The organism is Actinokineospora bangkokensis (assembly GCF_001940455.1).
GTDB lineage: Bacteria > Actinomycetota > Actinomycetes > Mycobacteriales > Pseudonocardiaceae > Actinokineospora > Actinokineospora bangkokensis.
Genome location: NZ_MKQR01000026.1, coordinates 83518 through 97506, shown reverse-complemented (window position 1 = coordinate 97506; position 13989 = coordinate 83518). Strand labels below are relative to the sequence as shown.

Here is a 13989-nt window from a genome sequence, read left to right as displayed (position 1 = left end):
CACCACCGACCCTGGGAGAGCCAGTGCGCGACCTGTCCGGCGTGTTCAAGGCCTACGACGTCCGCGGCGTCGTGGGCGAGCAGATCGATGCCGACCTGGTGCGCGCCGTCGGCGCCGCGTTCGCCCGGCTCGTCGGGGGCCCCGCGGTGGTCATCGGCCACGACATGCGCGACTCCTCGCCCGGCCTGGCCGCCGCCTTCGCCGAGGGCGTCAACGCCGAGGGCGTCGACGTGGTCAACATCGGCCTGGCCAGCACGGACATGCTCTACTTCGCCTCCGGCAGCCTCGACCTGCCCGGCGCCATGTTCACCGCCAGCCACAACCCGGCCAAGTACAACGGCATCAAGCTCTGCCGCGCGGGCGCCGCCCCGGTCGGCCAGGACACCGGCCTGGACACCGTGCGCGCCGAGGTCGAGGCGGGCACCGCGGTCCAGCACACCGGCGAGCCCGGCCGGGTGGAGGACCGCGACCTGCTCAAGGGCTACGCCGCGCACCTGCGCACCCTGGTCGACCTGTCCGGCATCCGCCCGCTCAAGGTCGTGGTGGACGCGGGCAACGGCATGGGCGGGCACACCGTCCCGGTGGTCTTCGACGGCCTGCCGCTGGCGGTCACCCCGATGTACTTCGAGCTGGACGGCAACTTCCCCAACCACGAGGCCAACCCGCTCGACCCGAAGAACATCGTCGACCTGCAGGCCAAGGTGCGCGAGGTGGGCGCCGACATCGGCATCGCCTTCGACGGCGACGCCGACCGCTGCTTCGTCGTCGACGAGAACGGCGACCCGGTCTCGCCCTCGGCCATCACCGCCCTGGTCGCGGTGCGCGAGCTGGCCAAGGACCCGGGCGGCACGGTGATCCACAACCTGATCACCTCGCACGCGGTCCCGGAGATCGTCCGCGAGCACGGCGGCACCCCGGTGCGCACCCGCGTCGGCCACTCGTTCATCAAGCAGGAGATGGCCACCACCGGCGCGATCTTCGGCGGCGAGCACTCCGCGCACTACTACTTCCGCGACTTCTGGCGCGCCGACACCGGCATGCTGGCCTCCATGCACGTGCTCGCCGCCCTCGGCGAGCAGGACGGCCCGCTGTCGGAGCTGACCAGCGGGTACAACCGCTACGCCGCCTCCGGGGAGATCAACTCCACGGTCGAGGACCAGGCCGGGCGGCTCGCGGCGATCAAGCAGGAGTTCGGCGGCCGCGAGGGCGTCGAGCTCGACGAGCTGGACGGGCTCACCGTGCAGCTGCCCGGCGGCGCCTGGTTCAACCTGCGCGCCTCCAACACCGAGCCGCTGCTGCGGCTCAACGTCGAGGCCGCCGACGCCGACGCCGTGGCCGCCCTGCGCGACGAGGTGCTGGCGGTCGTGCGGGCCTGACCCGCCGCAGCCGACCCCGCGCGCGGCCGAACCCCCCGACCCCCGCGCTCCGTGCCCCAGGAGGACCCCACGATGGCCGTGACGCTGGACCCGAAGCTGCTCGACGTCCTCGCCTGCCCGTCCGAGGACCACGCCCCGCTGCGCACCGGCACCCCCGACGACCCCGAGGCCGACGCGCTCACCTGCACCGAGTGCGGGCGGGTGTTCCGGGTCGAGGACGGCGTGCCGGTGCTGCTGCTCGACGAGGCCACCGGACCCGCGGCGGGCTGACGTGACCTCGCTGCCCGACGACACCCTGCTCGACGACGCCCGCAGGCTCGCCGACGCCGACCCCGACGGCCTGCTGCGCGCGGCCGCCGGGGCGGGCGCGCAGGTGCGGGCCACCGCCGAGGCCGCCCGCGAGGCCGGGCTGGACCGCCTGGAGGGGCTGCGCCCGCGGGCGCTGGTCCTGCTCACCCGCCCCGGCGCCGCCCAGGCCGCGCCCGGGGTGCTGGCCGCCCTGCTCGGCCCCGGCTGCCCGGTGCCGGTGGTGCGCGCCGACGAGGTGCCCACCTGGGTCGGCCCGCTCGACGTCGTGGTCGGGCACACCGACGACCCCGGCGACCACGTGCTCGCCGCGGGCGTCGACCGCGCCGTCCGCCGGGGCAGCGCCGTGGTGCTCACCGCCCCGCCGGAGGGCCCGGTGGCCGCCGCCGCGTCCGGCGGAGCGGTCCTGGTCGTGCCCCGGCTGCCCGTGCCGCCCGGGTTCACCTTCCCCACCGCGCTCACCGCGGGCCTGCTCGCGCTGTCCACCCTCGGGCTGCTGCGCGTCGACCCGGAGGTGCTGGCCGACGAGCTCGACCGCGAGGCCGAGCGCGCGCACCCCGACCACGAGTCGTTCGTCAACCCGGCCAAGGCGCTCGCGCTGCGCCTGGCCGAGCGCACCCCGCTGCTGTGGGGCCTGGACCCGGTGGCCACCGCGGTCGCCGCCCGCGCCGCGCAGGCGCTGGGCACCTTCACCGACCTGGTGTGCGACGTCGCCGACTACCAGCAGGCGCTGAGCAGGCCCGCCCTGCACCGGGCCGCGGTGCGGGCCGGGTCGGCCAGCGACATCTTCGCCGACCCCGACGACCTCGACGCCCCGTCCGCCGCCCCGCCCAGGGTGCTGCTGCTCGCCGTGCGCTCCGAGCCCGGCGACCCGCTGCGCAGGCTGGCCGCCGACCGGCTGCCCGGGGCCGACCTGGTCGACCCGGCCGAGGAGCTGACCGCCGACGAGGTGACCAGGGCCGCGGTGCTGGCGCTCCGGTTCGACCTGGCGGCGCTGTACCTGGGCCTCGCGGCGGGTACCACGGGTGGGTCGGGGCGGTACGCGCCCGCCACGGCCTAGGACAGGCCCCAGGGTCGCCGCACGCGCGCCGCCGCGCGCGAACCACGAGGAGTTGAAGGTCCATGGAGCTGCTGCGCAACGCGGTGCGCCCGTACGCCTGGGGGTCGCGCACCGCGCTCGCCGAGCTGCTGGGCGAGCCGTCCCCGGCGCCGCACCCGGAGGCGGAGCTGTGGATGGGCGCGCACCCCGGCGACCCGTCCCGGGTGCTCGACGACGCGGGCGCCGAGCAGTCGCTGCTGGCCCGCATCGAGGCCGACCCCGAGCGCGAGCTGGGCGGGCGGACCGCGGCCCGCTGGGGCAACCGGCTGCCGTTCCTGCTCAAGGTGCTCGCCGCCGAGGAGCCGCTGAGCATCCAGGCGCACCCGTCGGCGGAGCAGGCCGCCGAGGGCTGGCGCCGCGAGGAGGCCGCGGGCATCCCGCGCGACGCCCCGAACCGCAACTACCCGGACCCCACGCCCAAGCCCGAGCTGCTGTGCGCGCTCACCGAGTTCCACGCGCTCGCGGGCTTCCGCGACCCGGTCCGCACCCTGGCCCTGCTGGAGGCGGTGCGCACCCCCGGCCTGGCCGCCTACACCGACCTGCTCGCGGGCCAGCCGGACTCGGCGGGCCTGCGCGCGCTGTTCACCATGTGGATCACGCTGCCGCAGCAGGCGCTGGAGGGGCTGCTGCCGGACCTGATCGACGCGTGCGTGCGCCACGTCAAGGAGCGCGGCGAGTTCACCCGCGAGTGCCGCACCGTGCTGGAGCTGGGGGAGAGCTACCCCGGCGACGCAGGCGTGCTCGCCGCGCTGCTGATGAACCGCGTCGTGCTCCAGCCCGGCGAGGCGATCTTCCTGTCCGCGGGCAACCTGCACGCCTACCTGCGCGGCACCGGCGTGGAGGTGCTGGCCAACTCCGACAACGTGCTGCGCGGCGGGCTGACCCCCAAGCACGTCGACGTGCCCGAGCTGCTGCGGGTGGTCGACTTCGGCTGCGGGGACATGCCGGTCACCACCGGCGAGCTGGTCGGGCGGGTCCGCGTCTACCGCACCCCCGCCCCGGAGTTCGAGCTGTCCCGGGTCTCCTGGTCGGCGGGCGAGCGCGACGCGGTCGAGCTGCCCGGCGGCCGCCCCCGCATCCTGCTCTGCGCGGGCGGCTCGGTGACCGTCCGCGGCGGCGACCGCGAGCTGGTGCTCGGCCCCGGCCGCTCCGCGTGGGTGCCCGCCGCCGACCCCGGCCTCACCGCGCTGCCCACCGGGGCAGACGGCGGGGAGCTGTTCCAGGCCACCGTGGGCGGTGCCGCGGGCAGGCACGACGAGCGGTGACCGGCGGCCCGCCGGGGTGGTGCTGGGCCGACGCGCCCGGCACCCCGTCCGGCGGCCGCGCCGGGGGTCGGGGACGATGCCGGGTGGGACGAGGGGGCGGGCGGCGGGAATCGCCAAACATGGCCTAGCCTCCACCCGGGAATCGGACACCGAGCACAGGGAGCCACCGTGTCAGCAGGGGGCAGCACCAAGGCGATCCTCGCCGCGCTAGGCGCCAACGCGGGCATCGCGGTGGCCAAGTTCGTCGGCTTCCTGGTGACGGGGTCGTCGTCCATGCTCGCCGAGTCCGTCCACTCGGTCGCCGACACCTCCAACCAGGGCCTGCTGCTGCTCGGCCAGAAGACCTCCCGGCGCGCGGCGGACAAGGAGCACCCCTTCGGCTACGGCCGCGACCGGTACTTCTACTCGTTCATCGTGGCCCTGATGCTGTTCACCCTGGGCTCGGCCTTCGCCCTGTACGAGGGCATCCACAAGGTCAGCCACCCCGAGGAGCTGACCTCCCCGATCGTCGCCGTGGTGATCCTGGTGGTGGCCATCGGCCTGGAGGGCTACTCCTTCGCCACCGCCATGGCCGAGTCCCGCAAGATCAAGGGCGACGTGAGCTGGTGGGGCTTCATCCGCCAGTCCCGCACCCCCGAGCTGCCCGTGGTGCTGCTGGAGGACACCGGCGCCCTGCTCGGCCTCGTCCTCGCCCTCGGCGGCGTCGGCCTCTCGCTGGCCACCGGCGACCCGGTCTGGGACGGCATCGGCACCATCGCCATCGGCGTGCTGCTGGGCATCATCGCGGTCATCCTCATCGTCGAGATGAAGTCCCTGCTCATCGGCGAGGGCGCCACCACCCGCGAACTCGCCGCCATCGAGGACGAGCTGGCCACCGGCAAGGTCGAGCGCATCATCCACCTGCGCACCCAGTACATCGGCCCCGAGGAGCTCCTGGTCGCCGCCAAGATCGCCCTGCGCCCCGGCCTCCCCCTCGAAGACGTGGCCCAGGCCATCGACGACGCCGAGGCCCGCGTCCGCGCCGCCGTCCCCTCCGCCCGGCTCATCTACCTGGAGCCCGACCTCTACCGCACCACCCAGCAGACCGACCCCTCCCGCACCTGATCCCCACCCCCGGTCCCGAGTTGTCCACAGCCCCTTCGCGTGGGTCGAGTTCCGTCGCCCCGCGCCGGTAACGTTGAAAACAGGGGTCCCCTTGCCCGGGTTACCCCCGCGCCAGCCTGGGCCGTGGTCGCACGAGAAGGCACCAAGGCGCCCACCCCCACAAGCCGAGCCGGACAGCGGGCACTGCCCGGTTGGGTGGATTCGCTTGGTCGGGGGTGACGATCATGTGCTACCCAAACGGGACGGGCGGGCGTCTTTTCAGCCCGCCTTTTCCTCGCCCGCAGCACATGATCGCCGTAGGGGCCCCGGCCAAGCGGATCCACCCAACCGGGCCCGCAACGCAACCCCCGAACCCGCGACGAAGCCAAGCCGCACCACCCCGCCGGGCCACCCACCCACCCCCCGAACCCCAGCCGAAACCACCCCCACCTGCAACTTCAGCGGAGCAGGTGCGGCGGCGGTAGCCTCACCTGGCTCTGCGCAGACCAGTCGAGGGGAGGTGGACCGTGCCGGGTGGTTCCCTGTGGCGCACGAAGTCCATCGAGCAGTCCATCGCCGACACCGACGAGCCGGGCTCGAAGCTGCGGCGCAACCTGTCCACCTGGGACCTCACGGTCTTCGGGGTCGCGGTGGTGATCGGGGCGGGGATCTTCACCCTGACCGCCCGCACCGCCGGTGACTTCTCCGGGCCGTCGGTGGCGATCGCGTTCGTCATCGCGGCGGTGGCCTGCGCGCTGGCGGCGCTGTGCTACGCCGAGTTCGCCTCCACCGTCCCGGTGGCCGGGTCGGCGTACACATTCTCCTTCGCCACCTTCGGCGAGTTCGTCGCCTGGATCATCGGGTGGGACCTGATCCTGGAGCTGGCGGTGGGCGCGGCCGCGGTGTCCAAGGGCTGGTCGACCTACCTCAACACGGTGCTGGGCTACGTGTTCGGCTTCGACCCGGGCACCACCAAGGCCACCACGTTCGACCTCGGGTTCGCCCAGGCGGACTGGGGCGCGCTGCTGCTGGTGGCGGTGCTGGCCGTGCTGCTGGCGGTGGGCACGAAGCTCTCGTCCCGGGTGAGCATGGTGATCACCGGGATCAAGGTCGCGATCGTGCTGTTCGTGATCGTGGCGGGCCTGTTCTACGTCAAGGCCGCCAACTACACCCCGTTCATCCCGCCCGCGGGGGAGTCGCCGGTGGGGGAGAGCGGGGTCGACCAGTCGCTGCTGTCGTTCCTGTCCGGCAGCGAGGGCAGCGCGTTCGGCGTGTTCGGGCTGCTGGCGGGCGCGTCGCTGGTCTTCTTCGCGTTCATCGGCTTCGACATCGTGGCCACCACCGCCGAGGAGACGAAGAACCCGCAGCGGTCGGTGCCGCGCGGCATCATCGCCTCGCTGTCGATCGTCACCGTGCTGTACGTGGCGGTGTCGCTGGTCGTGGTGGGCATGGTCAACTACACCGAGCTGTCGACGAAGGTGAACCCGGACGGCTCCAAGAGCAGCGCCACCCTGGCCACCGCGTTCTCGGCCAACGGCGTCGACTGGGCCGCGCAGGTGACCTCGATCGGCGCGCTGGCGGGCCTGACGACCGTGGTGATGGTGCTGATGCTCGGCCAGGTCCGGATCATCTTCGCGATGTCGCGCGACGGCCTGCTGCCCAAGCAGCTCGCGGCCACCGGGGAGAAGGGCATCCCCACCCGGGCGACCCTGGTGGTGGCGCTGCTGATCGCGGTGGCGGCGACGTTCTTCCCGGCGGACAAGCTGGAGGAGATGGTCAACGTCGGCACGCTGTTCGCGTTCATCCTGGTCTCGGCGGGCGTGATCGTGCTGCGCCGCACCCGCCCGGACCTGCCGCGCGCCTTCCGCGCCCCGGGTGTCCCGGTGGTGCCGGTCCTGGCGATCATCGCCTGCCTGTGGCTGATGCTGAACCTGACGGTGCTGACCTGGCTGCGCTTCGCCGTGTGGATGGTGCTGGGCGTGGTGGTCTACTTCGCCTACAGCCGCCGCCACTCGATCCTGGCGAAGGGTTCGCGCGACACCGCGGACAAGTAGCATCCGGCCCGTGCCCCTGCTCTGCCTCGACATCGGGTCGACCTGGACGAAGGCGGCCCTGGTCGCGGACTCGGGCGACCTGCTCGGCACCGCGCAGCACCCCACCACCATCCCGGAGGTGCTGCGCGGTGTCGACGCCTTGGCCGAGCGGCTGGGGGCGGCACCGGCCCTGGCCTGCTCGTCGGCGGGGGGCGGCCTGCGCCTCGCGGTCGTCGGCCAGGAGCGGCTGGTGTCGGCGGAGGCGGGGCACCGGGTCGCGCTGTCCGCGGGCGCCAAGGTCGTCCACGTCTCCGACGGCCTGCTCGACACCGCGGGCGTGCGGTCCTTGCGCGCCGCCACCCCGGACCTGGTGCTGCTGGTGGGCGGCACCGACGGCGGCGACCAGCGCACCCTGCTGCACAACGCCGGCAAACTCGCCGCCGCCCGCACCACCATCCCCGTCGTGCTGGCGGGCAACGCCGCCGCCCGGCCCGAGGCGTTGCGCCTGCTGCACGGGCGCAAGGTCACCGCGACCGCCAACGTCCTGCCCGACATCGGTGAGCTCGACCCCGGGCCCGCCCGCGCCGCCATCCGCGAGGCGTTCCTGACCCACGTCATCGGCGGCAAGTCCCTCTCCCGCTCCCCCCGGCTCAAGCGCCTGGTGCGCACGGTGACCCCGGACGCCGTGCTGTCCGGGGTCTCCCTGCTGGCCAACCACAACGGCGAGGACACCGGCAGCGTCGTGGTGGTCGATGTCGGCGGCGCCACCACGGACGTCTACTCGGCGGTGTCGGTGGCGGACGCGCCGCGCGGGGCCGTTGCGCTGCCCCAGGACCGGCGGACCGTCGAGGGCGACCTCGGCATGCGCTGGTCCGCGCCCGGGGTCGTCGAGGCCGCGGTGGCGGAGAAGCTGACCGCGGACGTCGCGGGCCTCGCCGAGGCCGCCGCGGCGCGGGCGGCCGAAGTGGACTGGGTGCCGCAGGGTCCCGAGGAGTCCGCTGTGGACATGCGGATCGCTTGCCTGGCAGCGCGTGCGGCGCTGCGCAGGCACGTGGCCGCCGTGTCGGGGAACTTCGGGCCGCGGTCGATCGGGGCGCTGGTGTTGTCCGGCGGGGTTTTCCGGCACGCGGCGTCGGTGGCGGTGGTGGAGCAGGAGTTGCGGGCAGATCCGGCCCTGCGCGCGCACCTGCGGAGCGCGGTGGTGACGGTTGACCGCGAGTACGTCCTGGCGCCCGCAGGGTTGTTGGTCGAAGCGGGGCACGCGGAAGCCGCCACCGCGCTGGTGGGTCGCTTGCTGGCGTGACAGATCCGTTGGCGCGGTGGGGGTGCGTCAGCCCGGGCGGCGAGGGGGCCAGGCGGACCCCGGGTCGGCGGGGTCGAGCCCGGCGGCCATCGCCACGGCCCGGTCCCACTCCGGGTCGGCCTGGTAGTCGCCGTGCCCCAGCGTCCCCGGCACCCACCGCCGCCCCGACACCGGTCCGTGCATCGGGTCGGGCAGGAAGTGGTCGCCGCCGAGCACCAGCGCCCCGTGCGGCCCCTCCAGCGCCGCCGCCAGCGGGCCCTCCGTGCCGTCCGCGCGGTAGCCCGTCCCCAGCAGCTTGCCGTCGCACACCTGGCGGGACCAGGTGGTGACCGCGCCGCCGATCGGGTCCGTCCCCCGGCACAGCGCGCGCCACCGGCCGCCCAGCCTGCCCGACAGCGCCGCCAGCGAGCGGTGCGGCACCACCGCGGGGAACGCCCTGGGGTAGGCCCACTGCAACTGCGACCCGGCCGTCACGATGCCCAGGCGCTCGGCGGCCTGCGGTTCGAGGTTGCCCAGCAGCCGCGCCGCCGCCACGGCCACGAGCAGGCTCCCCTGGCTGTGCCCGGTCAGCACCACGCGCGTCGACGGGTCCTTCAGGTGCTCCGCGGCGCGCGCGGCCAGCTCGGGGACGACCTTGAGCGCGTAGCACGGCGGCACTGCCGGGTGGGCCTCGCGCGGCCAGAACGAGGCCAGGTCGGCCAGCGCCCCCAGCCGCCTGCCCGACTCCGGTCGCCGCGCGGCGTCGTGGACGGCCTTGAGCAGCGCCCCCGCCAGCGCCCCCAGCGACAGCACGCCCAGCGCCGACAGCGGCGCCGTCCACGCCGTCGGCACGTACCCGGTGACCCGCAGGGCGGTCCCGCCCGCCAACCCCAGCGACAGCACCAGCGACGCGCCCAGCACCACGCGGTGCAGGTTGCGCCGCTGCCACCCCGCCACCCGCCAGGCCTGGGTGGCCGCCGCCGCGTCGGCCGCGCGCTCGGAGTGCAGCAGGGCCGCCTCCGGGTAGCCGGTCCCGCGCACGAGCCGGACCACGGCGACGACGAGCAGCGGCACGGACACCACCGCCGCCACGGCCGCGCCGACGCCCCACAGCAGGGTGACCGGTTCGTAGCCCTCCGGCAGCCGGGTGCCGGTGCCGATCACCCGCCCCACCGCGATCGCCAGCCCCGCGCCGAACCCGCCGCCGAGCAGCGCGCCGAACGCCAGGGCGGGTGCGGCCATCCAGCCCCCCGCCCACGGGCGCAGCTCCTTGGGCTGGTCGGCCCACGTCGGGCGGGCGATGAGCGCGGCGGGGACGAGCAGCAGGCCCAGCAGGACGGCCACGGCCACCAGCGCGGCCGCGAGCAGGTCCACCGTCGGGCTGGTGCCGGTGGAGACCGCCGGGACCGGGTCGAGCACCGCCCCCGCCACGACGACCTCCAGCACCGCCACCGCCAGCAGCGCGCGCCGGGGGACGTCGCCCAGCACCACCCGCAGCGCCCGCGACGGGGCGCTGCCCCGGTACCCGCGCGGGTCGTCGAGCAGCAGCACGCCGAGAACCGACAGCCCGAGCAGCGCGACCGCCACACCCCACAGCACCCGGTGCGCGGCGTCGTCGGGCACGCGCAGCGGTCCACCCAGGACCAGCAGCGCGACGCCCGCCAGCGCGGCCACCAGGTGCAGGGCGCGCAGGGCGGGCGTGTCCGGGTCCGCGACCAAACCCCGTCCGGGCAGGTCGGCCGACGCCGGTGGCGGGTTCGCCGACGCGCGCCAGTGGTCGCGCGAGATGCGGTGCAGGACGAGGACGACGAGCAGCACCGGCAGCAGCCCCACCACCTGCCGCACGGGGTAGGCGGTGCGGGCGGTGTCCGGCAGCCATGTGAGGCACTCCACACCCGGCGCCAGGCACTGCGTGGCGAGCAGGTCGACGGTGACCACCGCCACCTGCGCCACCAGGAGTGCGGTCAGCAGCAGCGCCGCCACCCGGACGAGTGAACGGTTGACCACCGCGAGCACCCGGCCCGCCCGGTGCCCGGCGGGCACCGGCGGCAGCATCCAGTGCGCCATGTTGGCCAGGGAGAAGGGGAACAGCAGCGCCCACGCCGCCTTGGCCCAGCCGCCGGAGGTCATCGCGCCCCAGACGTAGCCCTCCACCACCCGGGGGACCGACCGGCCCTCCGCGCGCAGCACCGGGCCGGGCGCGGGGCGCAGCAGCCGGTCGGCCGGGCGCACCACCCGACCCACGCCGTCACCCGCCACGTCCACGGCTGCGACACTGGTGACCAGGGCCTCCCCGCTGGTGCCCATGATGCCGTGCACGCGCAGCTCCACCACGCGCGTGTCCGATCCGGTGAGCAGCACGTTCCTCCCCAGGTCGCCGGGCTGCCCGCGCGGGGCGCGCCCGCGGGGGCGCATCACCCGTTTCGGCCGATCCGCGGTCAGGGGCTCAACGGTAGTGTTCGGCAGGAAACTGAGTCTGGAGGATTCACCCGATGACCGCAGAAGACACGCGGACCACGACCGGGGCGAGCTACGCGCAGACCCTGAACGGCATCGACTTCGCCGTGGCGGACCTGTCCCTGGCCGAGTTCGGCCGCAAGGAGATCCGGCTGGCCGAGCACGAGATGCCCGGCCTGATGGCCCTGCGCCGGGAGTACGCCGACGTCAACCCGCTCCGGGGCGCGCGCATCTCGGGCTCGCTGCACATGACCGTGCAGACCGCGGTCCTCATCGAGACGCTGGTCTCCCTCGGCGCCGAGGTGCGCTGGTGCTCGTGCAACATCTTCTCCACCCAGGACCACGCGGCCGCCGCGGTCGTCGTCGGCCCGCACGGCACGCCGGAGGAGCCCAAGGGCGTCCCGGTGTTCGCCTGGAAGGGCGAGACGCTGCCCGAGTACTGGTGGGCCACCGAGCAGATGATGACCTGGCCCGGCGGCGAGGGCCCGAACATGATCCTCGACGACGGCGGCGACGCCACGCTGCTGGTGCACAAGGGCAAGCAGTACGAGGCCGCGGGCGTGGTGCCCAACGCCGAGGACGGCGACCCCGAGGAGTGGGTCATCATCCTGGAGACGCTGCGCAACTCGCTCGCGCGGTCCTCGGACAAGTGGACCAAGATCGCCGACGGCATCCGCGGCGTGACCGAGGAGACCACCACCGGCGTGCTGCGGCTCTACCAGCTCGCCGCCGCGGGTGAGCTGCTGTTCCCCGCGATCAACGTCAACGACGCGGTGACCAAGTCGAAGTTCGACAACCGCTACGGCATCCGGCACTCGCTGGTCGACGGCATCAACCGCGGCACCGACGTGCTCATCGGCGGCAAGGTCGCCGTGGTCTGCGGCTACGGCGACGTCGGCAAGGGCTCGGCGGAGTCGCTGCGCGGGCAGGGCGCGCGCGTCATCGTCACCGAGATCGACCCGATCTGCGCGCTGCAGGCGGCGATGGACGGCTACGACGTCAAGCGCCTCGACGACGTCCTCGACGTCGCCGACATCATCATCACCACCACGGGCAACAAGGACGTGGTGATGGCCGAGCACATGGCCAAGATGAAGCACCAGGCGATCCTGGGCAACGTCGGCCACTTCGACAACGAGCTGGACATGGCGGGCCTGGCCCGCTACCCGGGCGTGCGGCGGATCAACATCAAGCCGCAGGTCGACGAGTGGGTCTTCCCCGACGGCCACTCGATCATCGTGCTGTCCGAGGGCCGCCTGATGAACCTGGGCAACGCCACCGGCCACCCCTCGTTCGTCATGTCGAACTCCTTCTCCAACCAGGTGATCGCCCAGGTCGAGCTGTTCACCAAGCACGAGGAGTACGACAAGGAGGTCTACCGCCTCCCCAAGAAGCTGGACGAGAAGGTCGCCCGCATCCACCTGGAGGCGCTCGGCGGCAAGCTCACCAAGCTCACCAAGGAGCAGGCCGAGTACATCGACGTCGACGTCGAGGGCCCGTACAAGTCGGAGCACTACCGCTACTGACGCACGCCCCCGGCCCACCCTGCCCCGGCACGCAACCCGCGTGCCGGGGCAGGCGTCTTCCTGGGTGTTGGCACCGCCTCCGACCAGCGGGGTGTAACGCCCGCGGCGGCAAGGACGACCTTGGATAGTTCTGGCGCGCGCAGGGGGCGCGTCAGCACCGGTGAGCCGCCCCGGGGGGTGGAGATGGGGGCGCCGGGGACGGGCACGGCCGAAGGGGAGGGGAGACTCCTCCGGCGGTGCCCGCCCCCGGTCCGCTAGCGTGGCGCCCCGTGGGTCGACTGATCGTCATCGAGGGCCTCGACGGCGCGGGCAAGCGCACCCTGGCCGACCAGCTCACCGCCGCCCTCGTCGAGCGCGGTGCCACCGTCGGCACCCGCGCCTTCCCCCGCTACGGCGCCTCGGTCACCGCCGACCTCGTCCGCGACGGCCTCTACGGCAGGCTCGGCGGCCTCGGGGAGTCGGTCTACGGCATGGCCGTGCTCTACGCGCTCGACCGCCAGGGCGCCCGCGACGACCTGCGCGCCGCCCTCGACGCCCACGACGTCGTCCTGCTCGACCGCTACGTCGCCTCCAACGCCGCCTACGGCGCCGCGCGCCTCGGCGAAGCGGCGGACGGCCCCTTCGTCCGGTGGGTCGAGTCGATCGAGCTCGACCGCTTCGACCTGCCCCGCCCGCACGCCCACCTCCTGCTGCGCGTCACCCCGCAGCTCGCCGCCGAGCGCTCCGCGGGCCGCGCGGCCAGCGACGCCACCCGCGCCCGCGACACCTGGGAGTCCGACGCCGACCTCCAGACCAGGGTCGGCCACGTCTACGACCAGCTCGCTGCCGCCCACTGGCTCAGCCCCTGGCGCGTCCTCGACGGCGCGGCGGGCACCGACACCCCCGCCCTCGCCGCCGACCTGCTGGCCTAGGTCTTCCCCAAAAGGGGCGGCGCCGGCTCCGCTGTCCTCGTGCCGGGTCGCCTCGGGCGTGGCAGGCGGCCGTGGTGCCAGGTGGGGGACGGTGCCGGGTGGGGACGAGGGGGTGGGTGGCGGGTTCGGGATGACTCAGGGCGCTCCGACCAGGTCAGGGCCCCACTGGGCCAGTTCGGCGTCGAGGTCGAGGGGGGCGACGCCGACGGACTCCATGGCCGGGGTGACGCGGTCGCGGGGGACGAACCAGGAGACCTCGAACTCCACGCCGTCGGGGTCCTTGGCGTAGAGGGACTTGGAGACGCCGTGGTCGGAGGCGCCGACGAGGGCGCCCGCGGCGGTCAGGCGGGTGCGGAAGCCCGCCAGCTCGGCGAGGGTGCGCACCGACCAGGCCAGGTGGTAGAGGCCGACCTGGCCCGCCACCGGGCCCCGGGCGTCGGCGCCCACGGCGAACAGGCCGAGGTCGTGGTCGTTGTCGGAGTCGGCGGCGCGCAGGAAGGCGGCCCGGTCCGCGAACGCGGTGACGACGGTGAAGCCGAGGACGTCGCGGTAGAAGGCGACCGCGCGGGGGACCGAGCGGACGTACAGCACGGCGTGGTTGAGCCTGCGGATGCCCATGCGCGCTCCCTGCCTGGGGGTTCTCCGGACTTA

At 74.4% G+C, this 13989-nt stretch carries 11 protein-coding genes; 9 read left to right on the top strand and 2 right to left on the bottom strand.

Features of this window, described 5'->3' with window-relative positions; genetic code table 11:
* Nucleotides 1-23: 23 nt before the first annotated feature.
* From BJP25_RS23050 to BJP25_RS23020, 7 genes are all read left to right on the top strand, one after another.
* Entirely contained in the window at nt 24-1376 is a 1353-nt protein-coding gene (locus BJP25_RS23050) for a phosphomannomutase/phosphoglucomutase (RefSeq protein WP_075977100.1), read from the top strand.
* 72 nt (nt 1377-1448) lie between these two features.
* The gene (locus BJP25_RS23045; protein ID WP_075977099.1) at nt 1449-1646 is read left to right on the top strand and encodes a Trm112 family protein; all 198 of its coding nucleotides are present in this window, start codon (nt 1449-1451) and stop codon (nt 1644-1646) included.
* Nucleotides 1647-1656: 10 nt separating this feature from the next.
* Nucleotides 1657-2742 (top strand): SIS domain-containing protein, encoded by a 1086-nt coding sequence (locus tag BJP25_RS23040; RefSeq protein WP_075977766.1) that lies wholly within the window; start codon nt 1657-1659, stop codon nt 2740-2742.
* Nucleotides 2743-2804: 62 nt separating this feature from the next.
* Nucleotides 2805-4046 (top strand): mannose-6-phosphate isomerase, class I, encoded by a 1242-nt coding sequence (gene manA / locus BJP25_RS23035; RefSeq protein ID WP_075977098.1) that lies wholly within the window; start codon nt 2805-2807, stop codon nt 4044-4046.
* Between the two features lie 168 nt (nt 4047-4214).
* Nucleotides 4215-5150 (top strand): cation diffusion facilitator family transporter, encoded by a 936-nt coding sequence (locus BJP25_RS23030; RefSeq protein WP_075977097.1) that lies wholly within the window; start codon nt 4215-4217, stop codon nt 5148-5150.
* 506 nt (nt 5151-5656) lie between these two features.
* Nucleotides 5657-7183, top strand: a complete 1527-nt coding sequence (locus BJP25_RS23025; RefSeq protein WP_075977096.1) for an amino acid permease — start codon at nt 5657-5659, stop codon at nt 7181-7183.
* Nucleotides 7184-7193: 10 nt separating this feature from the next.
* On the top strand, nt 7194-8465 hold the full coding sequence (locus tag BJP25_RS23020) for a glutamate mutase L (protein WP_075977095.1): 1272 nt from the start codon (nt 7194-7196) through the stop codon (nt 8463-8465).
* Nucleotides 8466-8492: 27 nt separating this feature from the next.
* On the opposite strand, the gene BJP25_RS23015 is transcribed toward BJP25_RS23020, so the two are convergent.
* Nucleotides 8493-10805, bottom strand: coding sequence for a hypothetical protein (locus BJP25_RS23015; RefSeq protein WP_075977765.1), 2313 nt, complete (start codon nt 10803-10805; stop codon nt 8493-8495).
* Nucleotides 10806-10936: 131 nt separating this feature from the next.
* Between BJP25_RS23015 and ahcY the strand changes: the two genes are divergently transcribed.
* Both ahcY and BJP25_RS23005 read left to right on the top strand, forming a co-directional pair.
* The gene (gene ahcY, locus BJP25_RS23010; protein ID WP_075977094.1) at nt 10937-12427 is read left to right on the top strand and encodes an adenosylhomocysteinase; all 1491 of its coding nucleotides are present in this window, start codon (nt 10937-10939) and stop codon (nt 12425-12427) included.
* A gap of 269 nt (nt 12428-12696) precedes the next feature.
* A complete protein-coding gene (locus BJP25_RS23005) occupies nt 12697-13338 on the top strand; it encodes a dTMP kinase (protein ID WP_075977093.1) in 642 nt (213 codons plus the stop codon).
* 135 nt (nt 13339-13473) lie between these two features.
* On the opposite strand, the gene BJP25_RS23000 is transcribed toward BJP25_RS23005, so the two are convergent.
* The gene (locus tag BJP25_RS23000; RefSeq protein ID WP_075977092.1) at nt 13474-13956 is read right to left on the bottom strand and encodes a VOC family protein; all 483 of its coding nucleotides are present in this window, start codon (nt 13954-13956) and stop codon (nt 13474-13476) included.
* Between the last annotated feature and the right edge of the window lie 33 nt (nt 13957-13989).